The 24,384-nt window shown below is 73.5% G+C and carries 22 protein-coding genes, 5 tRNA genes and 1 riboswitch; of the genes, 14 read left to right on the top strand and 13 right to left on the bottom strand.

Annotated features, from left to right (window positions below; translation table 11 throughout):
* Positions 1–499 precede the first annotated feature (499 nt).
* From ACFYWG_RS27305 to ACFYWG_RS27290, 4 genes are all read left to right on the top strand, one after another.
* Positions 500–1,924, top strand: coding sequence for an MFS transporter (locus ACFYWG_RS27305; RefSeq protein ID WP_376334538.1), 1,425 nt, complete (start codon positions 500–502; stop codon positions 1,922–1,924).
* 62 nt (positions 1,925–1,986) lie between these two features.
* A complete protein-coding gene (lhgO, locus tag ACFYWG_RS27300) occupies positions 1,987–3,192 on the top strand; it encodes an L-2-hydroxyglutarate oxidase (protein WP_389203977.1) in 1,206 nt (401 codons plus the stop codon).
* Positions 3,193–3,279: 87 nt separating this feature from the next.
* Positions 3,280–4,134: a tRNA (guanosine(46)-N7)-methyltransferase TrmB gene (gene trmB / locus ACFYWG_RS27295; RefSeq protein ID WP_389203976.1), complete on the top strand. Its 855-nt coding sequence runs from the start codon at positions 3,280–3,282 to the stop codon at positions 4,132–4,134.
* A 57-nt stretch (positions 4,135–4,191) separates the two neighbouring features.
* The gene (locus ACFYWG_RS27290) at positions 4,192–5,529 is read left to right on the top strand and encodes a PrsW family intramembrane metalloprotease (RefSeq protein WP_385421890.1); all 1,338 of its coding nucleotides are present in this window, start codon (positions 4,192–4,194) and stop codon (positions 5,527–5,529) included.
* Between the two features lie 22 nt (positions 5,530–5,551).
* On the opposite strand, the gene ACFYWG_RS27285 is transcribed toward ACFYWG_RS27290, so the two are convergent.
* The 4 genes from ACFYWG_RS27285 to ACFYWG_RS27270 form a co-directional block, all read right to left on the bottom strand.
* Positions 5,552–6,505, bottom strand: coding sequence for an aldo/keto reductase (locus ACFYWG_RS27285; protein WP_389203975.1), 954 nt, complete (start codon positions 6,503–6,505; stop codon positions 5,552–5,554).
* Positions 6,506–6,644: 139 nt separating this feature from the next.
* Positions 6,645–7,679, bottom strand: coding sequence for a M23 family metallopeptidase (locus tag ACFYWG_RS27280; RefSeq protein ID WP_383503701.1), 1,035 nt, complete (start codon positions 7,677–7,679; stop codon positions 6,645–6,647).
* An 11-nt stretch (positions 7,680–7,690) separates the two neighbouring features.
* Positions 7,691–7,847: riboswitch (cyclic di-AMP (ydaO/yuaA leader) on the bottom strand.
* Positions 7,848–8,149: 302 nt separating this feature from the next.
* Positions 8,150–8,223 (bottom strand) — tRNA-Met (locus ACFYWG_RS27275).
* A gap of 126 nt (positions 8,224–8,349) precedes the next feature.
* Positions 8,350–9,480 (bottom strand): dihydrofolate reductase family protein, encoded by a 1,131-nt coding sequence (locus ACFYWG_RS27270; protein WP_389203974.1) that lies wholly within the window; start codon positions 9,478–9,480, stop codon positions 8,350–8,352.
* A gap of 263 nt (positions 9,481–9,743) precedes the next feature.
* On the opposite strand from ACFYWG_RS27270, the gene ACFYWG_RS27265 reads away from it, so the two are divergent.
* From ACFYWG_RS27265 to ACFYWG_RS27255, 3 genes are all read left to right on the top strand, one after another.
* Positions 9,744–10,259 (top strand): MarR family winged helix-turn-helix transcriptional regulator, encoded by a 516-nt coding sequence (locus ACFYWG_RS27265; protein WP_389203973.1) that lies wholly within the window; start codon positions 9,744–9,746, stop codon positions 10,257–10,259.
* 131 nt (positions 10,260–10,390) lie between these two features.
* The gene (gene ribA / locus ACFYWG_RS27260; protein ID WP_383503704.1) at positions 10,391–11,032 is read left to right on the top strand and encodes a GTP cyclohydrolase II; all 642 of its coding nucleotides are present in this window, start codon (positions 10,391–10,393) and stop codon (positions 11,030–11,032) included.
* A 120-nt stretch (positions 11,033–11,152) separates the two neighbouring features.
* Positions 11,153–11,659, top strand: a complete 507-nt coding sequence (locus tag ACFYWG_RS27255) for a MarR family winged helix-turn-helix transcriptional regulator (RefSeq protein ID WP_389203972.1) — start codon at positions 11,153–11,155, stop codon at positions 11,657–11,659.
* Between the two features lie 85 nt (positions 11,660–11,744).
* Here ACFYWG_RS27255 and ACFYWG_RS27250 read toward each other — a convergent pair whose 3' ends face one another.
* The 5 genes from ACFYWG_RS27250 to ACFYWG_RS27230 form a co-directional block, all read right to left on the bottom strand.
* Complete coding sequence (locus ACFYWG_RS27250) at positions 11,745–12,800, bottom strand: SpoIIE family protein phosphatase (RefSeq protein WP_389203971.1); 1,056 nt, start codon at positions 12,798–12,800, stop codon at positions 11,745–11,747.
* Positions 12,800–13,243, bottom strand: coding sequence for an ATP-binding protein (locus ACFYWG_RS27245; protein ID WP_383503707.1), 444 nt, complete (start codon positions 13,241–13,243; stop codon positions 12,800–12,802). Before ACFYWG_RS27245 ends, ACFYWG_RS27250 begins: the two co-directional genes overlap by 1 nt.
* On the bottom strand, positions 13,243–13,659 hold the full coding sequence (locus ACFYWG_RS27240) for an STAS domain-containing protein (RefSeq protein WP_389203969.1): 417 nt from the start codon (positions 13,657–13,659) through the stop codon (positions 13,243–13,245). Before ACFYWG_RS27240 ends, ACFYWG_RS27245 begins: the two co-directional genes overlap by 1 nt.
* A gap of 8 nt (positions 13,660–13,667) precedes the next feature.
* A complete protein-coding gene (locus tag ACFYWG_RS27235) occupies positions 13,668–14,579 on the bottom strand; it encodes an STAS domain-containing protein (protein ID WP_376334512.1) in 912 nt (303 codons plus the stop codon).
* A 139-nt stretch (positions 14,580–14,718) separates the two neighbouring features.
* Positions 14,719–15,891, bottom strand: coding sequence for a PP2C family protein-serine/threonine phosphatase (locus ACFYWG_RS27230; protein WP_383503710.1), 1,173 nt, complete (start codon positions 15,889–15,891; stop codon positions 14,719–14,721).
* Positions 15,892–16,211: 320 nt separating this feature from the next.
* On the opposite strand from ACFYWG_RS27230, the gene ACFYWG_RS27225 reads away from it, so the two are divergent.
* The gene (locus ACFYWG_RS27225; protein WP_376325988.1) at positions 16,212–16,706 is read left to right on the top strand and encodes a MarR family transcriptional regulator; all 495 of its coding nucleotides are present in this window, start codon (positions 16,212–16,214) and stop codon (positions 16,704–16,706) included.
* A gap of 355 nt (positions 16,707–17,061) precedes the next feature.
* Entirely contained in the window at positions 17,062–17,910 is an 849-nt protein-coding gene (locus tag ACFYWG_RS27220; protein ID WP_376326011.1) for an RNA polymerase sigma factor SigF, read from the top strand.
* A gap of 98 nt (positions 17,911–18,008) precedes the next feature.
* On the opposite strand, the gene ACFYWG_RS27215 is transcribed toward ACFYWG_RS27220, so the two are convergent.
* The 4 genes from ACFYWG_RS27215 to ACFYWG_RS27200 all read right to left on the bottom strand — a co-directional run bounded on the left by ACFYWG_RS27215 (position 18,009) and on the right by ACFYWG_RS27200 (position 21,804).
* Positions 18,009–18,081, bottom strand: a tRNA-Lys gene (locus tag ACFYWG_RS27215).
* Positions 18,082–18,320: 239 nt separating this feature from the next.
* A complete protein-coding gene (locus tag ACFYWG_RS27210; protein ID WP_389203968.1) occupies positions 18,321–20,474 on the bottom strand; it encodes a DEAD/DEAH box helicase in 2,154 nt (717 codons plus the stop codon).
* A 356-nt stretch (positions 20,475–20,830) separates the two neighbouring features.
* Positions 20,831–21,367, bottom strand: coding sequence for a hypothetical protein (locus ACFYWG_RS27205; protein WP_389203967.1), 537 nt, complete (start codon positions 21,365–21,367; stop codon positions 20,831–20,833).
* An 86-nt stretch (positions 21,368–21,453) separates the two neighbouring features.
* Entirely contained in the window at positions 21,454–21,804 is a 351-nt protein-coding gene (locus ACFYWG_RS27200; protein ID WP_383509759.1) for a metallopeptidase family protein, read from the bottom strand.
* A gap of 83 nt (positions 21,805–21,887) precedes the next feature.
* Here ACFYWG_RS27200 and ACFYWG_RS27195 point away from each other — a divergent pair, with 83 nt between their 5' ends.
* The 5 genes from ACFYWG_RS27195 (at position 21,888) to ACFYWG_RS27175 (ending at position 24,317) form a co-directional block, all read left to right on the top strand.
* The gene (locus tag ACFYWG_RS27195; protein WP_389203966.1) at positions 21,888–23,495 is read left to right on the top strand and encodes a metallophosphoesterase; all 1,608 of its coding nucleotides are present in this window, start codon (positions 21,888–21,890) and stop codon (positions 23,493–23,495) included.
* A gap of 80 nt (positions 23,496–23,575) precedes the next feature.
* Positions 23,576–23,648: transfer RNA gene (locus tag ACFYWG_RS27190), tRNA-Glu, on the top strand.
* 36 nt (positions 23,649–23,684) lie between these two features.
* Positions 23,685–23,759 (top strand) — tRNA-Asp (locus tag ACFYWG_RS27185).
* A 24-nt stretch (positions 23,760–23,783) separates the two neighbouring features.
* Positions 23,784–23,857: transfer RNA gene (locus ACFYWG_RS27180), tRNA-Phe, on the top strand.
* Between the two features lie 112 nt (positions 23,858–23,969).
* Positions 23,970–24,317: a DUF6233 domain-containing protein gene (locus ACFYWG_RS27175; protein ID WP_383509751.1), complete on the top strand. Its 348-nt coding sequence runs from the start codon at positions 23,970–23,972 to the stop codon at positions 24,315–24,317.
* The last annotated feature ends 67 nt before the right edge of the window (positions 24,318–24,384 follow it).

The following is a 24,384-nucleotide window of genomic DNA, read 5'->3' as shown; positions in this document are numbered from 1 at the left end:
CGTAATGCGCCCCAATCACGCCCGAAGCGCCCTCAAGTACCGTGGTCGCGACCCTTGGCGCAGCCCGGAAGACGGGGTCGATTTTCGGCCAAATAGCCGACGCGTGCACGGAGTCGAACACGCTCCGTACAGGCCGCGGACGCCGTCGTCCGGTCGCGCAGTCCGGGAGACGGAACACGCCTCCCGGACCGTTCCGCCGCCCGCGGGGATGAAGGCGGCGGTGTCCCCCAGCCCACTGGATCCAGTACAGCGGGCCGACCCACGCGAGAACCATGGAACCGCTCCCGGGATGGCCGGAGAAGAGCGCACGGGCGGGCGCACGGCCACACAGCGGGAGCACGTTGCAACTGCCCGTATCTGAACCGCACTTCAGTACGGACCACAATCCCGCCAACCGGAACAATGCCCCTTAACGCTTGGGATCCGGCGAACTACGCTGGGTTTACGAATGCCGCACGGTTATGCCAGCGCGGCAGCCGTCTGTGTCGAGGGGTGGCGCATGTCCAGGGAGCAACGCGGGCCGAACGAAAAGCTCGGCGCCGTTCTCGCCCTCGCGGGAATCTCCAACGCCGGCCTCGCGCGGCGCGTCAACGATCTTGGCGCCCAGCGGGGACTGACACTTCGCTACGACAAGACCTCGGTGGCGCGCTGGGTGTCGAAGGGGATGGTGCCGCAGGGTGCGGCGCCGCACCTCATCGCCGCCGCCATCGGGCAGAAGCTCGGCCGCCCGGTGCCGCTGCACGAGATCGGGCTCGCGGACGCCGACCCCGCGCCCGAGGTCGGACTCGCCTTCCCCCGGGACGTCGGGCAGGCCGTGCGGTCCGCGACCGAGCTCTACCGCCTCGACCTCGCCGGCCGCCGTGCCGGCTCCGGCGGCATCTGGCAGTCGCTGGCCGGATCGTTCGCAGTAAGCGCGTACGCCACGCCCGCCTCGCGCTGGCTGATAACCCCGGCCGACAGCTCGGTGGCGCGCGACGTGGGGTCCGGCGAGGACTCCGGCGCACCGCTGAAAGTCGGCCACAGCGACGTGCAGAAGCTGCGGGAGGCCGCCGAGGACGCGCGGCGCTGGGACTCCAAGTACGGCGGCGGCGACTGGCGTTCCTCGATGGTCCCCGAGTGCCTGAGGGTCGAGGCCGCCCCCCTGCTGCTCGGCTCCTACTCCGACGAGGTCGGCCGGGCCCTGTTCGGCGCCTCCGCGGAGCTCACCCGCCTCGCCGGCTGGATGGCCTTCGACACCGGCCAGCAGGAGGCCGCCCAGCGCTACTACATCCAGGCGCTGCGCCTGGCCCGGGCGGCGGCCGACGTGCCCCTCGGCGGGTACGTCCTGGCCTCCATGTCCCTCCAGGCCACCTACCGCGGCTTCGGCGACGAGGGCGTGGACCTCGCCCAGGCCGCCCTGGAGCGCAACCGCGGCCTCGCCACGGCCCGCACCATGAGCTTCTTCCGCCTGGTCGAGGCCCGCGCGCACGCGCGCGCCAACGACGCCCACGCCGCCGGCGGCGCCCTGAAGGCGGCCGAGAGCTGGCTGGAGCGCGCCCGCCCCGGCGACAACGACCCGAGCTGGCTCGGCTTCTACTCCTACGACCGGTTCTGCGCCGACGCCGCCGAGTGCTACCGCGACCTCAAGGCGCCGCGCCAGGTCCGCCGCTTCACCGAGCAGGCGCTGTCGCGGCCGACGGAGGAGTTCGTCCGCTCGCACGGCCTGCGCCTGGTCGTCTCCGCCGTCGCCGAACTGGAGTCGGGGAACCTGGACGCCGCGTGCGAGCAGGGCGTGCGGGCGGTCGAGGTGGCCGGCCGCATCTCGTCCGCGCGCACCACGGAGTACGTCAAGGACCTCCTGCACCGGCTGGAGCCCTACGGCGACGAGCCGCGGGTGGTCGAGCTGCGCGAGCGGGCCCGGCCCTTGCTGGTGGCCCCCGCGTGAGCGTCCGCCGTCCCCGCGTTTGAAGCCGCTGTCAGTGGCGCAGTGCACTATCGAGGCGGGAGGTGGTGCGCGTGGGGACGGCGTACGACGGTGACGTGCTGGTGATCGGCGGGGGGATCGTCGGCCTGTCCACGGCGTACGCGATCACGCGCGCCGCGCCCGGCACACGTGTCACCGTCCTGGAGAAGGAGCCGGGCCCGGCCCGCCACCAGACGGGCCGCAACAGCGGCGTGATCCACAGCGGCATCTACTACCGCCCCGGTTCGCTCAAGGCGCGCTACGCGGTGCGCGGGGCGGCCGAGATGGTCAAGTTCTGCGCCGAGTACGGCGTCCCGCACGCGGTCACCGGAAAGCTGATCGTCGCGACGGACCGCGCGGAGCTGCCGCGCCTGCACGCGCTCGTGCAGCGCGGCCGGGAGAACGGCATCCCGGTGCGCGAGCTGGGCGCCTCCCAGATCGCCGCGTACGAGCCGGAGGTCCGGGGCCTGGCCGCGATACACGTCGGCACCACCGGCGTCTGCGACTACGTCGAGGTCGCCCGCCGGCTGGCCCACGCCTCCGGCGCGGAGATCCGCTACGGCACCCGGGTCGTCCGCGTCGACCGGCGCCCCGAGCGGGGGGTCGCCGTGCTCACCGCGGCGGGCGAGATCGTCCGCGGGCGCGTGATGGTGAACTGCGCGGGACTGCACTGCGACGAGATCGCGCGCCTGAGCGGGGACGACCCCGAGGTGCGGATCGTGCCGTTCCGGGGCGAGTACTACGAGCTGGCCCGGCCGGAGCTGGTGCGCGGCCTGGTCTACCCCGTCCCCGACCCGGCGTTCCCCTTCCTCGGCGTGCACCTCACCCGCGGCATCGACGGCGAGGTCCACCTCGGCCCCAACGCCGTCCCGGCCCTGGCCCGCGAGGGGTACCGCCGGACCACCCTGAGCCCGCGGGAGCTGGCCTCGACCCTGGCCTGGCCCGGCTCCTGGCACATCGCCCGCAGACACTGGCGATACGGGGCGGGAGAGCTGCGGCGGTCCCTGTCCAGGAGCGCGTTCACCCGGGCGGTGCGCAGGATGCTGCCCGCCGTGTCCGAGGACGACCTGGTCCCGGCGGCGGCGGGCGTCCGCGCACAGGCCGTCCTGCGGGACGGCACGCTGGTCGACGACTTCCTGATCCGCGAGGGCCCGCGCACGGTCCACGTGCTGAACGCCCCGTCGCCGGCGGCGACGGCGTCCCTGCCCATCGGCAGGGAAGTGGGCCGCCGCGCCCTGCGGGCACTCTGAGGGGGACACGCCCGGCCCCGCGCCGGGCCGGTGCCCCGCCCGGCGGGGCGGATCCCTCCGCACCCACCCCGTAAAATCTGTCCCACTGTGTCTGACTCCGTGAACACCCCCGAAAGCCCGCAGCCCGGCACCACCGGGGCCGCCGAGACACCCGGTGGCCCCCTCCGGCACACCCGGGCCAAGGGCGAGCCGCGTTTCCCCGACGGGCCGAAGCCGGACCCCGCCGGGTCGCACTTCGAGCGGCGGATCCGGAGCTTCCAGCCCCGGCGCAGCCGGGTGACGGCCGGCCAGGCCGACGCCCTGCAGCGGCTGTGGCCCACGTGGGGCCTCGACATCGACGGCCGCGCCCTCGACCTGCGCGAGCTCTTCGGCGACGACCGTCCCGTCGTCCTGGAGATCGGCTTCGGCATGGGCGAGGCCACCGCCCAGATGGCCGCCGCGAACCCCGGCACCAACATCCTCGCCGTCGACGTCCACACTCCCGGCCAGGGCAACCTGCTCAACCTCGCCGACCAGCACGGCCTGTCCAACCTCCGGGTCGGCAACGGCGACGCGATCATCCTGCTGCGCGAGATGCTCGCCCCGGACTCCCTGGACGGCCTGCGCGTCTACTTCCCCGACCCGTGGCCCAAGAAGCGGCACCACAAGCGCCGCCTCATCCAGCCCGACTTCCTGTCCCTGGCCGCCACCCGGCTGCGGCCCGGCGCGCTGCTGCACTGCGCCACCGACTGGGAGCCGTACGCCGAGCAGATGCTCGAGGTCCTCACGGCCCACCCCGACTTCGCGAACACGCAGGCGGACGGCGGATTCGCCCCGCGCCCCGACTTCCGGCCGCTGACCCGTTTCGAGGGCCAGGGACTGGACAAGGGACATGTCGTGAACGACCTCCTGTTCCGGCGCGTACCACACGCGGACCAGCCCCAGCCCCTCGCAGGCACCTGACCGCACCCGTACGTTCCCGCCTGCGGACAGCGCCCCTCCGTCGTTAGGGTCAAAGCCGTGGCCACCAGTTCCCCGCATCCGTATCCCCGTGGTCCCGCCGGCGGCGCCCCCGTCGGCGGTTCCCTGCGGCACGCGCACTGGTGGCAGCGCCCCTGGGTGCGCTACGGCGCGCCGAGCACGCTGCTCGCGATATCCGGCCTGGTCATCCTCGCCCTGGTGCGCGAGGAGACCGGCACGGAGGGGTTCCTGGTCGGACTGGGCCTGGCCGTCCTCCCGGTCCCCCTGCTGCTCGCGTCGTTCCGCTGGCTGGACCGGGTGGAACCCGGCCCCTGGCGCAACCTGCTGTTCTGCTTCGCCTGGGGCGCGTGCGCGGCGGCGCTGATCGCGATCGTCGCCAACAGCTTCGCGACCAGATGGATAGCGACGGCGACCGCGGACCCGTCCCGCGCGGACACGCTCGGCGCGACGGTGATAGCGCCGGTGGTCGAGGAGTCCGCCAAGGCGGCCGCCGTCCTGCTGGTCTTCCTGTTCCGGCGGCGCGACTTCACCGGGATCATCGACGGCGTCGTCATCGCCGGCGTCACGGCGACCGGCTTCGCGTTCACCGAGAACATCCTCTACCTGGGCACCGCCTTCGGCACGGACCGCTTGACCGGCGGCACGGGCATCGCGTCCGTGACGGCGGCGACGTTCTTCGTGCGCATCGTCATGTCGCCGTTCGCCCACCCGCTGTTCACCGTCCTCACGGGCATCGGCTTCGGTGTCGCCGCCCTGCGCGGGGACGCGGGCCGGGTCCGCCGGGTGGTGTTCCCGCTCGCCGGGCTGCTGCTGGCGATGGGCATGCACGCGCTGTGGAACGGCTCCTCGTCGCTGGGCGAGTACGGCTTCTTCGCCGTGTACGCGGCGTTCATGGTGCCGATCTTCGGCCTGCTGACGTGGCTGGTGATATGGACCCGGCAGCGGGAGCTGCGGACCGTGCGGGAGGAGCTGCCCGCCTACGCGGTGGCCGGCTGGCTGGACCCGGCGGAGCCCTACGCGCTGGGCTCCATGCGGGCCCGGCGGATCGCCCGCGCCCGGGCCCGGCGCCACGCGGGCCGGGACGCGGCGCGGGAGGTGGCCCGGTACGAGGCGTACGCGACGTCCCTCGCGTTCCTGCGGCACCGGGCACGCCGCGGCCGGGCCGGCGCCGGCTTCACGGTGCGCGAGCGGGAGCTGCTCGGCGAGCTGTGGCGGCGCCGGGAGGCGGCCCGCCCGGCCCTGGTCCACGCGGCCCGGGTCACGTCCCCGCCGCCCCCGGTGATGTTCCCGCCCTGGCCGGCGCACGGGGTGCACGGTGCGTACGGGCAGGTGCCCGGGCCGGCTCCGTACCCGGCGTACAACCCCTACCGCTCCTGAGCCGCCGCTCCCCCCGCTCCCGTCAGGCCGACGCCTCGTCGAGCCGGGCGGTCTCCTCGTCCGTCAGGGTCAGCCCACCCACTCCGACCAGCGCCGGCAGCTGCTCCACCGTCCGAGCGGAGGCGATCGGGGCGACCACGGTCGGGCGGGAGGCCAGCCAGGCCAGGGCCACCGTCGCCACCGGCACCCCGTGCGCCGCGGCGATCCCGTCGAGCGCGTCGAGCACCCGGCGTCCCTGCTCGGTCTCCAGATGCCTGGCCGCGCCCCCGGCCCGCGCGCTCTCGACGGTCGTGCCGGGCCGGTACTTGCCGGTGAGGAAGCCGGACGCGAGCGCGTAGTACGGCACGGCCGCCAGGCCGCTGCGCTGGGCGAGGTCCTGCAGCTCGCCCTCGTAGGTGTCGCGGGAGACCAGGTTGTAGTGGGGCTGGAGGGCCACGTACCGGGCCAGGCCCTCGCGGTCGGAGAACTCCAGGGACTCCCGCAGCCGCTCCGCGGAGATGTTGGAGGCGGCGATGTACCGCACCTTGCCGGCCTTCACGAGGTCGTCGAGGGCGCCGATGATCTCCTCGACGGGCACCTCGGGCCGGTCGTAGTGGGTGTAGTAGAGGTCGATGTGGTCGGTGCGCAGCCGCCGCAGGGAGGCGTCGGCCGCGGCCTTGATGGTGGCGGCGGACAGCCCCTGGAAGTCGGGGTGCTGGCCGGCCTTGGTGGCGACGACCACCTCGGAGCGGTTGCCGCGTGCCTGGAGCCAGGCGCCGAGGATGCTCTCGGACTCGCCGCCCCGGTTGCCCTCGGCCCACGCCGAGTAGACGTCGGCGGTGTCGACGAAGTTGCCGCCGGCCGCCGTGTAGGCGTCGAGGACGGCGAAGGACTGGTCCTCGTCGGCGGTCCAGCCGAAGACGTTGCCGCCGAGGGCGAGCGGGAAGACCTCGAGGTCGGAGGAGCCGAGCTTGCGCAGAGACGTCGTGGCAGTCATGCCCTGCGTCAACGACCGTGCGGAACAGCCCATTCCGGCCGCGGCGCAAAGGTCGGGCAAACCGGCGCCGGAAGAACCGGCAGCCCTGGCGTCGGGGGGTCGTCGTCAGGGCTGCCGGTGCTTCGCGGGCGCGGTGCGTCTACGGGTTCAGTCCCTTGCCCCGCAGCCACGCCATGGGGTCGATGCCGCTCGCGGAGCCGGCGGAGTGGACTTCGAGGTGGAGGTGGGCGCCGGTGACGTTGCCGGTGGCGCCGACACGGCCGATGACGTCGCCGGTGCTGACCTTCTGGCCGACGCTCACGCCGATGGACGACTGGTGCGCGTACCAGATCTCGGTGCCGTCATCGAGGGTGAGGACGGTCTTGTAGCCGTACGAGCCGTTCCAGCCCGCCTCGGTGATGGTGCCGCTGTGGACCGCCTTGATCGGCGTGCCCGTGGGGGCGGCGAAGTCGAGGCCGGTGTGGTAGCCGGAGGACCAGTACGCGCCGGCCTGACCGAAGGAGGAGGTGATCGTGTACGAGGAGGTCGGCAGCGTGTACTGCTTGGCGAGGGCGGCGAGGCGCTCGGCCTCGGCCTTCTTCTCGGCCTCCTCCTCCGCCTTCCTCTTCGCCTCGGCGGCCTTGGCCTCGGCTTCCTTCTCCGCCTTGGCGACGGCCTCCTTGGCCGCCTTCTCGGCGGCGGCCGCGGCGTCCTCGGCGGCCTTGGTGTCGATCTGGTCCTGCTGGTGCTCGACCTGGGCCATGATCCGGGCGCGCAGAGCCTCACCGGCGCCGTCGGCGCCCTGCTCGGTCTCGGCCACGGTCGTGGTGCCCAGGCTGCTGAGCGGAGTGGCGGAACCTTCGGGGGTGTCGTCGTCCGAAAGGAGGGAACCCACCGAGGGAAGGTCCGGGACGGAGATCGACACCGGCGGCTTGCCGGTCTGGGCGCTGGCCATGCCACCCGCGCCGACGGCGGCTATGACACCGACGCCGAGGACGGTGGAGCTGCGGGCGAGCCCTCCGCCGCGCTGCTTGGAGACGCGGTGCCGGCCACGGACGGGGCGAACGGACTCCGCGGTGGGGTTCCACTCCTGGAACGGGCCCTCGTCGGTGCGCTGACGGCCGAAGCCGAAGGTCTCGGGGTCGCGCTGGTCCGCCGCGAACGGGGCCGTGGGGGCAGGCCGGTTGGACGCCACGTGGGCGTGCTCCTTTCCTTCCTTCTCGCCTACCGGGTTAGCTGACGGGTTCGGAGCAGGAAGGTCTCCTACGCGCGTATACCAGCCGTGCTGCCACGGCGGCATCCGCCCGATTCACCCCAAGTGGTGGTTCCCCGGTTCCCTTGCGGGATTCGGCGCGTGCGCACGGAGCCGCCTTCTGTGACGGCTGGGACGACCGCGCTGCGTTATCGAACGTTAATGGATGGCGCGGTGCGTATTCCAGCGCTTCAGCTTGATCATTAACCTTTTTCGCGCGGACCAACCTGCCATGACCGGGGTGAATCGGGCGAGTTGACCGCCCCTCCGGCGACACAGGGGACTTGACGGTGTGTCAGTTGTTATGCGCAGCGGGGCGGTTCACTCACGGTGCGTGATGGCCGGTCAGGGGCCGGAGGGGGAAATACACCGAGGGCCGGAACCCTTGTCGGATTCCGGCCCTCGGCCTTCAGTAGCGGGGACAGGATTTGAACCTGCGACCTCTGGGTTATGAGCCCAGCGAGCTACCGAGCTGCTCCACCCCGCGTCGTTGTGTTCACCAGTGTACGCCATCCGCGGGACCCTCCGCGCACACCCCGGCCCGAGGCCGTCGCCGCCCCGCGCCGGTACGGTCCCGGCGGCGGCCGGGACGGCGGGGCGGCGGGGACCGCTGTCAGCTCAGCAGGTGCCGGTTCGGGGCCTTGGCCCGCTCCTCGTACTCGGGCAGGACGACGACCCGCGCTCCCCCGGCGGCCAGGACGCCGCTGCCGTCGGCCCCGGCGACGAAGGTGTCCGGCTCGCGCCAGGCCGTGACGACCCGCCGCACACCCGCGTCCAGGATCAGCCGGGCGCAGGGCGCCGGCCGCGAGGCGCGGCGGGCGCAGGGTTCGAGGCTGCTGTAGACGGTCGCACCGGCGAGCCTCGGGTCGGCCGGGTCGAGCTTGGCCAGGGCCGCCTCCTCGGCGTGCAGGACCGGGTCGCCGCCCTCGCGGGAGTGGCCGCGGGCCAGCTCGGTGCCGTCCGCCGCGACCACGACGGCCCCGACGCTGAACGCCGTGTCCGAGGGCGGGCACCGCTGTGCCAGTTCGCAGGCGGCGGCCAGCCAGTGGTGGTCGGCGGCGACCGGGAGCGGTCCGGTGCCGGGGGCGGTCGGCTCGTAGCGCATGAGGACGACGTCCTCGATCCGGCGGGTCTCCAGCAGCCGCAGGCGGCCGGAGGGGTAACCGCCCGGGCCGAACAGGCGGGGCGCGGCGGGGTGGCCGACGAAGAGCGGGGCGAGGACCAGCTGGAGCTCGTCGGCGAGCCCTTGGGTGAGCAGCTGGGTGTGGATCAGGCCGCCGCCCTCGACCATGAGCCGCCGCACGCCGCGTACGTCGTGCAGGTGGGTGAGGAGCCGGCGCCAGTCGAGCGCGGTGCCCAGGGGGATGACGTCGGTGGCCAGGCCGAGGGCCCGGGCGCGCTCGGCGCCCTCGTCGGTGGTGTAGAGGACCTTCTCGCCGCCGGTGTGCCAGAAGTTGGCGTCCGGGTCCAGGTCACCGGTGCCGCTGACGGTGACCTTGAGGGGGTACGCGGGCCGGCCGGCGGCGGTGCGGGCGGCGCGGCGCTCCGGGGAGTTCACCAGGAGGCGCGGGTTGTCGGCCCGGATCGTGCCGGCGCCCACCAGGATCGCGTCGACCGACGCGCGCACCTCGTCGACCCGGTCGAAGTCGGCCGGGCTCGACAGGAGCAGGCGTTCGGGTCCGGTGTCGTCCAGGAAGCCGTCGAGGGAGACGGCGGCGGACAGCAGGACGTACGGGTGAGGCATCGACGCTCCGCGGCTGGTCGGGAGGGGCAGGACGGGACGGGACCCGAGGGCGGGGGACCACCGGACGGCTCCGGCGGACCCGGCGAGCCCGGTGGACCCGTCGGACCCGTCGAGCCCGGGGGACCCATTGGACATGGTGACCCGGCGGACCCGGCGGCCCATTGGCCCGGGGGACCCGCCACAGGCCGCCCGGCAGGCCCGCGAACCCCTCGGGCAGGCCCGGCGAGCTTGGTTCAAGTTTGAAACAAAACTACACTGGCGGCATGACGACTCGCTGGCTCACCCCCGAGGAGCAGCGCGCCTGGCGCGCCTACATCGCCGCCTCGCTGCTCCTGGAGGACGCGATCGACCGGCAGCTCCAGCAGGACGCCGGCATGCCGCACCTGTACTACTCCATCCTCTCGGTCCTGTCCGAGTCGCCGGAGCGCCGGCTGCGCATGACCGATCTCGCCGAGCGGCTGAAGATCACCCGCAGCCGGCTGACGTACGCGGTCACGCGGCTGGAGAAGGACGGCATGCTGCGGCGTGAGGCCTGCGCGGACGACAAGCGGGGCAGTGTCGCGGCCCTGACCGACCAGGGCTTCGCCGTGCTGGAGCGGTCCGCGCCCGGACACGTCGAGACGGTGCGCAGCTTCCTGTTCGACCGGCTGAGCGAGGAGCAGGTCGGGCACCTGGAGGAGATCTCGACGGCGATCGCGCGCGGCCTGCAGGAGGACGGGGCGCGGCCGGCGGCGGACGACGTGCCGTGGCGGCGGAGGTCGTCCTCGACCTGTTCGTGAGGCACGTCACACCCTCACCGAGTCTGATTGCTTCAAGTTTCAAGCACGAGTAGGGTTCCCGGCGTGATCTGCTTCAAATCTGAAGCAGTACGGCTGTGCAGCCGAACAGGAACGGAATCCGGAGGCCCCGCATGCCCGACACCGCCGCAGCCCTCGCCACCCCGCGCTCGCGCGTCCGGGTCCCGCTGCGCTTCCATGACGGCTACGCGGTCGACGCGGAGGCCGTCACCTTCCACGGGCTGGCCGACGGCCGGGAGCACGTGGCGCTCGTCCTCGGCGAGCCGGGCACCGTCCCGCTGGTACGGCTGCACTCCGAGTGCCTGACCGGGGACGTGTTCGGCTCGGCCCGCTGCGACTGCGGTCCGCAGCTGCGCGAGGCGGTCGAGCGCATCGCCGAACGCGGCGGCGTGCTCCTGTACCTCCGCCAGGAGGGCCGCGGCATCGGCCTCTACAACAAGCTGGACGCCTACGCCCTGCAGGACGAGGGCCTGGACACCTACGAGGCGAACGCGGCGCTGGGCCTGCCCGAGGACGCCCGCGACTACACGGCGGCGGCCCAGATGCTCCGGGCGCTGGGTATCGGCGAACTAGACCTGCTCTCCAACAACCCCGACAAGGCCGACCAGTTGCGCTCCCTCGGCGTCGGCGTCCGCGAGCGCGTCCCCACGGGCGTGTTCACCACCGCCCACAACGTCCGTTACCTGCGCGCCAAGGTGCTCCAGACCCGGCACACCCTGCCGCTGGCCGCGCTGGCGGAACTCAGCGCAGGCTGAGACCCCTCATCGACCGGGGCGGCCGGGGGAACGGACTGCTTGCCGTTCGGCTCTTCGGGTACAGCCTTTGCAAGGAGGCGATCTCCCCAGCACCCGGAGCTTATGGAAAGTGACCGTTTTGTGACCGGATTCGGCGGCCCCGGTGACCACCGGGCGAGGGGACCGGGCGATGACCCGGAGGCCGTCGCATCGCAGATCGCCGATGCGGTGGACGGCCTGGCGGCCCTGTGGACGGTCGCCGCCCAGGACGCGTCCCTGCGTCTGTCCCCGCACCAGCTGCGGGCGTTGCGCGCGGTGCAGACGGCGCCCGGCCTGAACCTCACGAGCCTGGCGGACCGGCTGGACATCGGCCTGCCCACCGCCAGCCGCCTCTGCGACCGGCTCGCGGCGGCCGGCCTGCTGGAGCGGGCCCCGCACCCGGACACCCGCCGCGAGGTCCAGCTCCGGCTCACCGCGCACGGCCGCACCGTCCTGACCGACGTCGCCGACCGCCGCGCCCACGCCCTCGCCGTGGCCCTGGCCGCGATGCGACCGGCCGAACGCGAGGCGCTGAGGGAGGGGTTGCGCGGCTTCCTGGCGACCCGTGACCCCGCCCCGCCCCGGGCCGACGAACCGCACGGCGACTGAATACCGCCGGACAACGGCGAGGAACGGCGGGAAGGGCAGGGGGACGGCAGCGAAGGCCGGGTACCTCCCGCCGTGGCCCGCTTCGTCAGGCCCGCGGCGAGCCGCCGCCGTTCAGCACCGCCACGCACGTGTCGTCGCGCACCGGGCGGGCGGCGCTGCCCGAGTCGCGCAGCACCACCGCGGCCACCACCGCCGGGTCGCAGGCCGGCAGCACGTCCTCGGGCGGACTCCAGCGGCCGGGCAGACCGTCGCTGTGCAGCACCAGCAGGCTGTCCGGGTGCCACGGCCCGCTCTGCACCCGCACGTTGGCGGGGGCCTGGGCGCCCACGATGCCGGGATACGACAGCAACGGCTCCCACTCCCCGCCGGTGCGCAGCCGGGCGCCGACGTTGCCGATCCCGGCGAAGTCCAGCCGCCCCGCGGACAGGTCGGCCCGGGCCACCGCTACGGCCGCTCCCCGGGTGGGACGCAGCACCGGGCCCAGACGCCGCAGGATCTCGGGCGGCGGCAGCTCCGCCAGGCCGCGCAGTGCGGTCACCGCCGCGGTGGAGGCCTCGGCGGCCTTCTCCCCGTGGCCGAGCCCGTCGGCGAGCAGCAGGGTCAGCCGGTCCCCGGACCGTACCGCGGCCCAGGCGTCTCCCGAGTGGGCCGCCCGGCCCAGCGGGACGTTGACCCCTCCGGCACGGGCCGGCGGCGAGGGCGTCTCCGGGTGCCGCACGGCGGCCTCGCGGTCGATGCGCGCCAGCACGACCGTGCCCCGGCCGACGGCGCTGTGCAGGTCGAAGTCGTCGGCGGTGCGGCGGCACGTGCCCAGCCCGGCGCCCAGGGAGGCCGCGACGGTCGTGGAGTAGCCGTCGCGCATCGCCGCCGCCACGTCCGGGATGCCCGGCCCGTGGTCCAGCGAGAGGAGCTGCACGCAGGAGCGCGGGCCTCGGTCGTCCGTCCGGTCGACGAGGCTGATGAGCACGTGCCCGCCCTCGGCGTGCCGCAGCAGGTTGGTCGCCAGCTCCGTCGCCACCAGCGCGGCGGACGCGGTGCGGTGCGCCGGCAGCCCGGCCCAGGCACTGGCCTCCTCGGCGGCGACCCGGACGTCCCGCACGCGGGTCGAGTCGTCCACGGGCACGTCCCAGACCCTGCTCATCAGGACTCCGGCCGGGGCGGGGGTGCGGCGGTGGCCCAGGCCGCGACGGTGACGGTGGTCCCCTCACCCGGCCGGCTGTCCACCCGGAACTCGTGCACCAGCCGCTTGGCCCCGCTCATGCCGAGGCCGAGCCCGCCGCCGCTGGTGTAGCCGTCGGTCATCGCCTGCTCCAGGTCGCGGATCCCGGGCCCGCTGTCGACGAACGCCAGCCGCAGCCCCCGCACCGGCCCGGTGACCAGCGGGGTGATGTCCACATGGCCGCCCCCGCCGTGGATCAGGGTGTTGCGGGCCAGTTCGCTGGCCGCGGTGACGAGTTTGGTCTGCTGCACCAGACCGAAGCCCAGCTCGGCGGCCGCCAGCCGGACCTGCTGCCGCACCCAGGCCAGATCGGCGTCCGAGCCGATCGGCAGGGTGGCCGGGGCGGCGGGGCGGGAAGCCTGCATCAAGGACTCCCCCCTCCGTCGCGCGGATCGGCGGCGAGCAGCTCCATCGCGCGCTCGACGTCCAGGGCGGTCCGCAACCCCGGCAGCGTCAGGCCGAGTTCGACGAGGGTGATCGCCACGGCCGGGCGCATCCCGGCCAGCACCGTACGCGCCGCGAGCAGTTTCGCCCCGGCGGCGATCTCGGCGAGGATCCGGCCCAGAAACGAGTCGACGATCTCCACACCGGAGATGTCGATGACGACCCCGCCCACCCCGGACCGGGCGATGCCGACCGCGACGTCGTGCTGCAACCGCTCGGCCATGGCGTCGTGCAACTCGCCCTGCAGCGTGACCAGCAGCACATCGCCCAGCCGGAGCACCGGCACGGTGAAGCCGTGGCCGTCCAGCGGCGCGGACAGCGGGGACCCGTCCCCCACGGGCGGCGTCACCGCGCGCCCGCGTCCGCCGGGTCGGCGGCCCGCAGGGGCGCGATCTCCACGCCCTGCCGGCTGAGCGCGTAGGCCAGCGCGTCCGCCAGGCTGGCGCGGGTGATCACCGTGCCGAGGTCGATGCCCAGGTGGACGATGGTCTGCGCGATCGCGGGCCGGATGCCCGACACGACGCACTCGGCGCCCATCAGCCGGGCCGCGGCGACCGTCTTCATCAGGTGCTGGGCGACCAGCGAGTCGACCGTGGGCACACCGGTGATGTCGAGGATGGCGTACCGGGCGCGCTCGGCGACGATGGCGTTCAGCAGGCTCTCCATCACGACCTGGCTGCGGGCGCTGTCGAGCGTGCCGATCAGCGGGACGGCGACCGTGCCGTCCCACAGCTTGATCACCGGGGTGGCCACCTCGTGCAGCTGCTCGCGCTGCCGGGCGATCAGCGCCTCGCCCGCGCTGAGCGTGGTCTCCATCACGACCAACCGCAGCGTGCCCATGAGGATCGTGAGCGCCACCACGCACGCGTGCGCGTCCGGGGAGTCGGGATCGCCGAACTCGGCGCGCAGCAGCTCGACCGCGGGAGGACGCAGGGCGGCCACCTCGTCCGCGACGCCGTCCGGGTCGACGCCCGTCCGGGCGCGGGAGGCGGCCATGCGGCCCAACTGGTCCCGCACGGCATCGAATCCGGGCGCCCTGACGTCGTCCAGCCGCTCGGAGGCCGCGACGGCCGCGAGGGCGGCGAGCACGGCCCGGCCGGCCTCCACCGCCTCGTCGCGGGAGACCGTGAACACGGTGCGGAACAGCGCGGCGTCCGCCCACCGTTGGGCGATCTGCTCCCGACGCCGCTCGAGGAAGGCGCTCACCTGGTGCGCGGCCGGCCCCTGTCCGTTCGCTTCCGACACCGACACTTGCATCGCTCCCTTGCACGGGCTGGACCGGGGTCCGTCACGGCGCCCTCAGCCGCCACTTGCCGTATGACACCCATCGGTGCCGACGGTCGGCACCACCCAGCAGTCGTCCATCGACGCCCTGACCGGCGCCTTCCCCCATCCTTTACCGGCCACGCCAGTCCAGACACACCACGAGTGCGTCGTCGTCCGGGACGGGCCGGCCGCGGTGGCCGGTCAGCTCCCGCAGGATGGCCCGGGGCACGTCGGCGGCCGGCAGCAGCCGGGTCGACTGGATCGCCCGGGCCAGGGCGGCGTCGCCGTAGGGCTCGCCGCCGGGGGACGCGACGTCGTAGACGCCGTCGCTGACGAAGACCAGCCGGTCGCCGGGCTCCACGCCGAACTCCTGCACGACGTAGTCCGTCTCCTCGAACATGCCGAGCGGCAGCTGGGCGTCGAAGACGACCCGTTCCACCGTGCCCCGGCGCAGCCGCAGCAACTGCGGGGAGCCCGCGTCCACCGCCCGGGCCCGCCCCGTGGCCAGCTCGATGTCGAGCATCAGCACGGACAGGTAGCAGCGGCCCCGGTAGTGCGCGTACACGGCCTGGTCCGCGAGCGCCGCCTGGTCGTCGATGGCCAGCCCGGCCCGGCGCGCGTTGCGCAGGGCGCTGATCGCCAGGTTGGTCAGCAGGGAGGCCTCGATGCCCTCCCCCATGCCGTTGGTCACGTAGAGGCTGAGCCGGTCGGCCGAGGCGGACCAGTCGAAGTTGTCGCCGAAGATGGCGTACGCCGGTTCCAGCTGCGCGCCCAGGTCGTACTCGGGGCGGGCGCAGGAGCGGGCGGGCAGCAGCTGCCACTGCATCTCGGCGGCCAGCGTCAGCCGGTCCCGGCGTCGCGCCTGGAGGTAGAGGTCGGTGTCCCGCTCGGCCACGACCACCTCGTGCCCCAGCACCTCGGCGATCTCGGCCAGTTCGCCCACGCAGTCCTCGGCGTGCGCGGCGTCCGGCAGGGTCACCGTCAGCACCCCGAGCCGGTCGCCGCGCACGCTGACCGGCAGGTGCGCCCGGACGACCCCGCCCGCGAGGCTCTCCAGGTACGGCTCCTGGGCGCCGAAGGCACGGCCCGCCGGGCTGTTGTGCACGGGCACCGGCTCCAGGGTGTGCGGCAGTACGGACACGGGCTGGAGCACCGACATGCCGTAGTCGGCCAGGAACAGCTCGACGGAGTCCGCCGCGTACTGATCGGTCAGTACACGACGGACCTCGTCCAGCAGCCGATGGGGCGCCGCCGTGCGCAGGGCGCGCTCGGCGGCGACGAATCTGTTGTCGATCGCAGTCACGACGGGGAAACACCTGTCTCTGTTCGAAAAGCGACGATTACGGGGTGCCCTGCGGCCGCGGAGCCGCCGGGCGGGAGGGCGCGGCCGCCGCGGCGGCGCGGGGCGGCGGTGCCGGGCGCGGGCGCCCCCGCCGGGCCGGCGGCGGTGCGCAGGGCGGGCGGACGGGGCCGTGCGCCCACGGCGGACGCACGCGGGTGTGCGCCCACGGCGGACGGTCGGGAGACCCCGCACACCGCGGTCCGGAGGGGCTCTGCGCCGCTGCCGCCCCCGGTTCCCGGCGCGCCTAGTACGCTGACGGCCATCCCGGTGCCTGCGAGAGTGTGACTGTGACTTCCCTCCGACCCCGCCCAGAGCCAGCCGAGGTCGCCCGCGTGACCTCGACGGCCGCGGAGTTGCTGGAGGTCCTGTGGGGCCGGGCCTCGACCGCGCCGGCCTCGGCCTCCCAGCTGCGCGTGCTGCTCATCCTCGAACACCACGACGGCATCAACCTGCGCACCCTCGCCGACTCCCTCGCCTCCACACCGCCCTCCACCAGCCGGCTCTGCGACCGGCTGCAGGCGGCCGGTTTCGTCGAGCGCGAGGTCAGCGCACCGGACCGGCGCGAGGTGCGGCTGCACCTCAGCGGGCGCGGCCGGGCCTTCCTGGCCGATCTGCGCCTGCGCCGCGAGCAGGCGCTGCGCTCGGTGCTGGACCAGATGCCGGCCGCCAAGCGGGTCGCGCTGCTGCAGGGGCTGGAGGCGTTCTGCGAAGCGGCCGCGGCCCAGATACACGACGACTCCGACGATTCCCGCTCGTCCGGAGCCCGGACTGCCTGACCTGCCCGCCGCGGCCCGCGATCGAATCCTCCGGTTCGCTCCCCGGGCACGTGCGGCACGGCTAGGTTGTTGCCTGCGAACTATAGTTGTCAAACGACAACTGTCCGCTCCGGCTGTCCCCGGGTCTCTTTCCGCGTCCCACACCGTCCCACCCTCCTGCCCGTCCGGTCGGCCCGTCCGGTCGCAGCACATGTCCGGGTACCCCGCCTCGGCCCCGGCCTGCATCGGCTGTGGTCAACGTCTCGACGCGGTGCCCGGGGAGCATGGGAGGGAAGACTGTGGGTAGCGGCGCTGAAGGTGGCCTGTCGGGGGCGGGAGCGGGCCGGACTACGAGGGAGGGCCCGTGACCGCGACCATGCGCATCGGCACGACGACGGATTCCGCCACCGAGACCGGTGAGGAGCTGCCCCGGATCGCCGAACCGCAGAAACTCGCCCCGCAGGACGCGCGCGAGCTGACGGGCCAGTTCCTCGACCGCCTCGCGGTACTCGAGGAGGGCACGCCCGAGTACCAGTACGCCCGCAACACGCTCATCGAGATGAACATGTCGCTCGTGCGGTTCGCGGCCCGCCGCTTCCGCGCGAACGGCCAGGCGATGGAGGACGTCGTCCAGGTCGGCGTCATCGGGCTGATCAAGGCCATCGACCGCTTCGAGGTCTCCCGCGAGGTGCAGTTCACGAGCTTCGCGGTGCCGTACATCATCGGCGAGATCAAGCGGTTCTTCCGCGACACGTCCTGGGCCGTGCACGTGCCGCGCCGGCTGCAGGAGGCCCGTACGGAACTCGCCAAGGCCACCGAGGAGCTGGCCTCGCGCCTCGGCCGCGCCCCGAGGGTGTCCGAGCTGGCCACGCTGATGAACCTGTCGGAGGAGGAGGTCGTCGAGGCGCAGATCGCGGCCAACGGCTACGCGTCCTCCTCGCTCGACGCGGCGATCTCCGGCGACTCCGACGAGGGCGACGCGACACTGGCGGCGTTCATCGGCGGCGACGACCCGGCTCTCGAACTCGTCGAGAACTTCCACACGCTGGCCCCGCTCGTCGCCGAACTGGACGAGCGCCAGAGGCTGATCCTGCACCTGCGCTTCGTGGAGGAGCTGACCCAGGCCGAGATCGGCGACCGGCTCGGCATCTCCCAGATGCACGTCTCCCGGCTGATCTCCCGCACGGTCGCCCGGCTCCGCTCGGGCATGCTCGCCACCGGCTGACCCGCACACCCCGCTCGACGAGAAAGCGCCCCGGCCGGTCTCCCCGGTCGGGGCGCTTCGTCGAGCGTCCGGAGGCGGTCTGCTCCGGCTGCCTGCGGTAGGCCCTGTGGGACTCGAACCCACAACCAATGGATTAAAAGTCCACTGCTCTGCCAATTGAGCTAAGGGCCCAGGCGATGTCGCCCCCACGAGCATAGCCGGACGAGGCCGGGTCTCCGATCGGGTATCCGGCTCGCGGCCCCGCCGGAGGGACGAACCGGGGGCCGACGCGCCCCAGGAATCGGCCGGCCCGGGCGTGTTGAGCCGGCGAACGGCGAAGCGCCGTGGCCCGCCCCTGGGGGCGGGACCACGGCGCTCGTCACGCGTGTGCGTCAGTCGTCGGGCCGGAGGCCGGCCGTCGGAACGGATCGTCAGCCGTTGCGCTTCCAGCGCGGCTTGTCCTCGCGGCGGCCGAAGGAACCGCCGCCGCGGTGCTCGTCACGCCGGCCGTACGGGCGGTCGTGACCGGGACGGTCGTACCCCGGGCGGTCGTGGCCCGGACGGTCGTGGCCACCGGCGCGGAAGCCCGGACGGTCGTCGCGGCGGTCGCGGTTGAAGGGACGGTCGCTGCCCCGGTGCCCACCGCGCTCGTCCCGGCGGAAGCCGCCGCGGTCACGGTCGCGGTTGAAGCCGCCGCGGTCGTCACGACGCTCGAACGAACGGCCGCCGCGGTCGTCCCGGCGCTCGAAGGAACGGCCACCGCGGTCGTCCCGGCGGAAGCCGCCGCGCTCGCCCCGGTCGCCGCCGCGGTCGTCGCGGCGGTCGTCGCGGCGCTCGAACGAACGGCCGCCGCGGTCGTCACGACGGTCGAAGGAACGGCCACCGCGGTCGCGGTCACGGTCGCGGTTGAAGCCGCCGCGGTCGTCACGACGCTCGAACGAACGGCCACCGCGGTCGTCACGACGGTCGAAGGAACGGCCACCGCGGTCGCGGTCGAAGGACCGGTCCCGGTCGGCGTACCGGTCGCGACCGGCCCCGCCGCGCTCCTCGCGCCGCTCCCGGCGCTCGTAGGGCGCCGAGGGCGCGGAGGTCTCGGCGCGGTCCTCGCGCTCGACGTCCTGGGCGGTGGGCTGCTCGGGCACCGACACCTCGACGGCGACGGGAGCGTCCCCGGCCTCGGCGTCCGCGGCCACGGGCTCCTCGCCGCGCTCGCGGGCGACCCGCGCGAGCAGCCGGTCGGCCTCCTCGCGCAGTTCGTTCGCGCGCCGCTGGGCTCGCTCCAGCTCCTTGGCGAGCTGGGTCACCTCACGCTCGGCCTGCTGCGCCGCGTTGCCCACGGACTCGGCCTGGACCTCGGTCATCGACCGGGCCCCGGTGATCTCGGCGACCTCCGCGTCGAAGGTGCCGGCGCCCTGGATGATGTGGCGCGAGGCGTCGACGCCCGCGTCCTCCATCAGCCGGAAGATCTGGCGCCGCTGGTGCGGCAGCGAGAGGGAGACGACGGTGCCGGTGCGGCCGGCACGCGCGGTACGGCCCGCCCGGTGCAGGTAGTCCTTGTGGTCGCCGGCCGGGTCGACGTTCAGCACGAGGTCGATGCCGTCGACGTGGATGCCGCGGGCGGCGACGTCGGTCGCGACGAGGACGTTGACGTACCCGTCCTTGAAGTCGGCGAGGGTGCGGGTGCGCGCGCCCTGGGTCATGCCGCCGTGCAGCGCGTCGGCCTTCACCCCGGCGTCGCGCAGCTGCTCCGCGACGCGGTCGGCGCCCAGCTGGGTGCGGACGAAGATGATCGTGCGGCCCTTGCGGGAGGCGATCGCGGCGGTGACCGGCGCCTTGTCCTTGGGCTTCACGATGAGGATGTGGTGCGACATGGTCGTCACAGCGCCCTGGGCGGCGTCGACCTCGTGGCTGACCGGCTCGTTCAGGTACCGGTCGACGAGGGTCTTGATCTCGTTCTCCATGGTGGCGGAGAAGAGCATCCGCTGACCGCCCGCGGGGATCTGGTCGAGCAGCTCCGTCACCTCGGGCATGAAGCCCAGGTCGGACATCTGGTCGGCCTCGTCGAGGACCGCGATCTGCACGTTCTCCAGGGAGCAGGCGCCGCGGTTGATGATGTCGCGCAGCCGGCCCGGGGTGGCGACCAGGATGTCGACGCCCTTCTCCAGGGCGTAGATCTGGTTGCCCATGGACGTACCGCCGCAGACGACCTTCATCTTCAGGCCGAGGACGTCGCCGTAGGGCTGCAGCGCGTCGGCGACCTGCATGGCGAGCTCACGCGTGGGGGTCAGGATGACGGCACGCGGCTTGTGCTTCTCGGTCCGGCCGCCGGCCAGCGTGGCCAGGGTGGGCAGACCGAACGACAGGGTCTTGCCGGAGCCGGTGCGGCCGCGGCCGAGGATGTCCTTGCCGGCCAGGGCGTCCGGGATGGTCGCGGCCTGGATCGGGAAGGGGGTGGTCACGCCGTTCTGCGCGAGCTTGCGCACGACGCCCTCGGGCAGGCCGAGGTCGGCGAAGGTGGTCTCGGGGGCGTCCTCGACTGCCTCGTTCTCGGGCACGACGACGTGATCAGTACTGGCGATGGACATGCGAATGCGAAACCTTCCGGAGTCTCAAGTCGGCACGCGCCCGTCAACTCCGTGATTCGCGATTCGCAATACGACCGCCTCAATGCGGTCCACCACGGCAAGGGAGAGTACGCGCCACACGGCGCGCTCTGCGGTGGCGCCGGGCAAGATGGGATCAAACGATCTGCCACCATACGCAGTCCGGGTGCCCCAACGCAAACCGGACCGAGCGGGCGACAGCGGAACGCGCCCTCGTCCGCAGACCGCGGGGCGCGCTTCCGAACAGCCTCAACCGACGTCCCCCCTGCTTTGTTCCCGAGCCCCCCGAGCCCCCCGAGCCGCCCGGCACCCGCTTCGCCGCCGCGCACGGGCCCGCCCTACGCCGGCACTCCCGCCTGAGGAGCCGGTTCCCGTCGGCCCAGCTGCGGTCCGGGCGGCTCGTGCGCCGAGGACGAGGGCTCGGGCGTCGGCTCCGGGCTCGTCGTCGGCTCGGGCGGCGTGGGCGTGGGCTCCGGCTCGGCCGTGCGCGTCGGCTCGGGCGGGGCCGGCGGGTTCGCGGTGGGCCGGGACGGCTTGCCGGGCTTGTCGCGCCCCGGGGCGGACGCGCTCGCCCCGTCGGACGGCGAGGCGGCCGGGGACGCGGACTCGTCCGGCTCGCCGTCCTTGTCCTTGTCCTTGCCGCCCTTCTTGCCCTTGCCGTGCCCCCGCTTCCCGTCGGCCGACACCGTCCCGGACCCGAAGCCGCCCGAGAACCCCGAGCCGCCGCCCGGCCCCTCACCGGCCTTGTGCCCGGCGGAGTGCGACGGCTTGGCGCTCCCGCCCGCGCCGTCCTCCCCGACGCTCATGCAGCCCGCGGCGGCGGCGACGGCCACGACCGCGGCGGCCAGGCGGACGGGTACGTACAAGGGGCGCACGGGCCACCTCCGGGAAGGCTGAGGGAGTCAACACCTCCAACTCCCGCCGCCCGCAAGAGGACACGCGCCCCGTATTCACAACCCGCTCAGCCGTAGCCCAGGGCGTGAAGGCGCTCGTCGTCGATGCCGAAGTGGTGCGCGATCTCGTGCACCACCGTGATCTCCGTCTCAGCGACCACGTCCTCGCGCGACGCGCACATCCGCAGCGTGGGATTGCGGTAGATCGTGATCCGGTCGGGCAGCACACCGGCGTACCACTCACCGCGGTCGGTCAGCGGAGTCCCCTCGTAGAGCCCGAGCAGCTCCGGATCGTCCGCGGGCGGTTCGTCCTCCACGAACACCGCGACGTTGTCCATCAGTCGGGTCAGCTCCGGCGGGATCCGGTCGAGCGCCTCGGCGACCAGTTCCTCGAACTCCTCGCGCGTCATCTCCAGCACAGGCCCATTGTCGGCCACGTCCCCGGCCCGCGAGTGCCTCCCGGCGCCGCATATCCGACGGCCGGCTGGGGCATACGGGATCAATGGCCCGCGTCCCCGCCGCAGTCCTGCGTGCCCTCGAGCCCGTCCGCAACGCCCCGCGCGCCCTGGCCCGGCGCTACCGCTCCCGCCAGGCACCCGCCACCATCGCCCTCGTACCGCAGCCGCACCCCTGGACGCGGGCCCTGGGGCTGGTGACCGTCGTGCTCGCCGGCGCCTGGCTCGGCCTGCTGGTGGTGGGCGACGTCCGGGTCCCGGTCGGCCCGATGGACACCACCATGACCCTGCGGCCCTCCTTCACGGGCGGCACGAAGATCAACATCTCGCCGCTGGGCGCCCTGCATCTGGACAGCCACATCGCCCCGGTCCGCCTGGACGTGAACGTCGACCAGCTCGACCCGGACCGCTCCCGGGCCCTGGTCGACCACCCCGAACGCCTCTCCGGTCTCCAGGACGAGGTCACCGAGGACGTCGGCCGCGGCACCCTCGACCTGGCCGTGCGCTCCGGCGCCGCCGTCGTCACCGGCGCCACCGCGCTCGGGCTCGCCGTCTACCGCCGGCCGCGCCGCGCCCTGGCCGCCGGCGGTCTCGCCCTCACCCTGCTCGCCGCCTCGGGCGGCACGGCGTACGCCACCTGGCGTCCCGACTCCGTGCTGGAGCCCCGGTTCTCCGGGCTGCTCACCTCGGCGCCGTCCCTGGTCGGCAACGCGCGCAGCATCGTCACGGAATTCGACGTCTACCAGAAGGAGTTGGCCCGCCTGGTCACCAACGTCACCAGGCTCTACGACGCCACCTCCACGCTCCCCGCCTACGCGCCCGACCCCTCCACGATCCGGGTCCTGCACGTCTCCGACATCCATCTGAACCCGGCGAGCTGGAAGATCATCGCCTCGCTGGTGGAGCAGTACAAGGTGGACGTGATCGTCGACTCGGGCGACACGATGGACCACGGCACGGCCGCCGAGAACGGCTTCCTGGACCCGGTCGAGGACCTCGGGGCGCCCTACGTCTGGGTGCGCGGCAACCACGACTCGATGATCACCCAGGACTACCTGGAGGGCCTGAAGAACGTCCACGTCCTGGACGGGGGCCGCGCGAAGACCGTCAAGGGCCTGCGGTTCGCCGGCATCGGCGACCCGCAGTTCACCCCGGACCGCTCGCGCGGGGCCGGGGCCGAGCAGTCCCAGGAGCTGGCCGGCGCCCGTCTGGCCACGGCCCTGCGCGACCAGCGCGCGGCGGGCACCCCGGTGGACGTCGCCGTCGCCCACGAGCCCTCCGCGGCCCGCGAGGTCGACGGCGAGGTCCCCGTGGTGCTGGCCGGGCACCTGCACCACGACGAGATGGAGGTCCTGAAGTACGGGACGCGGCTGCGCATCGAGGGCTCCACGGGCGGCAGCGGCCTGCGCGCCATCGAGGGCCGGCATCCCGACCCGATCGAGGCGTCGATCCTCTACTTCGACCGGGACACCCGCCGCCTGCAGGCCTGGGACGAGATCGAACTGGGCGGTCTCGGCCTCACCACGGCCGAGGTCAGCCGCCACCTGGCGGAGGAGAACCAGCCGGGCGCGAGTCCGTCCCCGAGCCCTTCCGGGTCGGGGGGAACAGGCACGGCGACAGGTGGCCCCTCCCCGTCCGCGACCCCGCGCCCGTAAACCGTTTTGGCGATAGCTCCCGCCATCCCATATGCTTCTCACGTCCCCGACGCGCTGAGAAGCGCCCAGGCGGGCCGATAGCCCTCATCGTCTAGCGGCCTAGGACGCCGCCCTTTCAAGGCGGTAGCACGGGTTCGAATCCCGTTGGGGGCACGCACCACCCTGTGCGACACTGTCGTACGAAAGCTTGGTCCTGTGGAGCAGTTTGGAGTGCTCGCCACCCTGTCAAGGTGGAGGCCGCGGGTTCAAATCCCGTCAGGACCGCTGAGGTTTCACGTGAAACCTCGTGGCTGGGTAGCTCAGTTGGTACGAGCGTCCGCCTGAAAAGCGGAAGGTCGCCGGTTCGACCCCGGCCCCAGCCACAACCGCCCTCACGAGGGCCTGAGCCCCTCTCCGGAATCCCGGAGAGGGGCTCTTTCGTATGTCGCGGGGGGCGGGGTGACGGGCGGCTTGCTCGACTCTAGAATCGAACATGTGAACGAGGAACCGCCGTCCCGGCTCGAGCTGCTGCGCTTCGCGCGCCGTGTGGTGGTTCGGCAGGCCAAGGCGGCCCTGGCCCAGATCGACCGGTGGATCGCGGTGGAGGAAACCCGCGAGGCCGAGCGGCGCCAGGGACTGGAGGCCCGGCCACCCGCCCCCGAGTGGCTGCTCGAACGGGGACTGTCCGGCCACGACCCGGTGTACGTGCACGTCGGCGACTGCTGGAACGCCGGCAAGCGGTCCAAGGGACTGGAACGGGACGAGGCCCGGCGGGCCCTCGCCGACGGCGTCAAACCCTGCCCCCAGTGCCGCCCGGACAGCGCACTCGGCTTCCTGGATTAGGGCCTGCGGGGCCCCCGGGACAAAAGCGTTCGCCACCAATTTCTCCGGGATGAGATCCTGGATCGCG

Origin of the sequence: Streptomyces sp. NPDC003456 (assembly GCF_042878735.1) — a bacterium.
Classification (GTDB): Bacteria; Actinomycetota; Actinomycetes; order Streptomycetales; family Streptomycetaceae; genus Streptomyces.
Note: the sequence above shows the minus strand (reverse complement) of the source record. Positions and strands in the feature narration are given on the sequence as shown.

Bases quoted from the DNA above. Each gene is read 5' to 3' on its own strand.
- ACFYWG_RS27305 (WP_376334538.1), top strand. From the start codon at position 500: ATGTCCAGGGAGCAACGCGGGCCGAACGAAAAGCTCGGCGCCGTTCTC.
- ACFYWG_RS27285 (WP_389203975.1), bottom strand. From the start codon at position 6,505: ATGACTGCCACGACGTCTCTGCGCAAGCTCGGCTCCTCCGACCTCGAG.
- ACFYWG_RS27270 (WP_389203974.1), bottom strand. From the start codon at position 9,480: ATGCCTCACCCGTACGTCCTGCTGTCCGCCGCCGTCTCCCTCGACGGC.
- ACFYWG_RS27265 (WP_389203973.1), top strand. From the start codon at position 9,744: ATGACGACTCGCTGGCTCACCCCCGAGGAGCAGCGCGCCTGGCGCGCC.
- ribA (WP_383503704.1), top strand. From the start codon at position 10,391: ATGCCCGACACCGCCGCAGCCCTCGCCACCCCGCGCTCGCGCGTCCGG.
- ACFYWG_RS27250 (WP_389203971.1), bottom strand. From the start codon at position 12,800: ATGAGCAGGGTCTGGGACGTGCCCGTGGACGACTCGACCCGCGTGCGG.
- ACFYWG_RS27245 (WP_383503707.1), bottom strand. From the start codon at position 13,243: ATGCAGGCTTCCCGCCCCGCCGCCCCGGCCACCCTGCCGATCGGCTCG.
- ACFYWG_RS27235 (WP_376334512.1), bottom strand. From the start codon at position 14,579: ATGCAAGTGTCGGTGTCGGAAGCGAACGGACAGGGGCCGGCCGCGCAC.
- ACFYWG_RS27220 (WP_376326011.1), top strand. From the start codon at position 17,062: ATGCGCATCGGCACGACGACGGATTCCGCCACCGAGACCGGTGAGGAG.
- ACFYWG_RS27210 (WP_389203968.1), bottom strand. From the start codon at position 20,474: ATGTCCATCGCCAGTACTGATCACGTCGTCGTGCCCGAGAACGAGGCA.
- ACFYWG_RS27195 (WP_389203966.1), top strand. From the start codon at position 21,888: ATGGCCCGCGTCCCCGCCGCAGTCCTGCGTGCCCTCGAGCCCGTCCGC.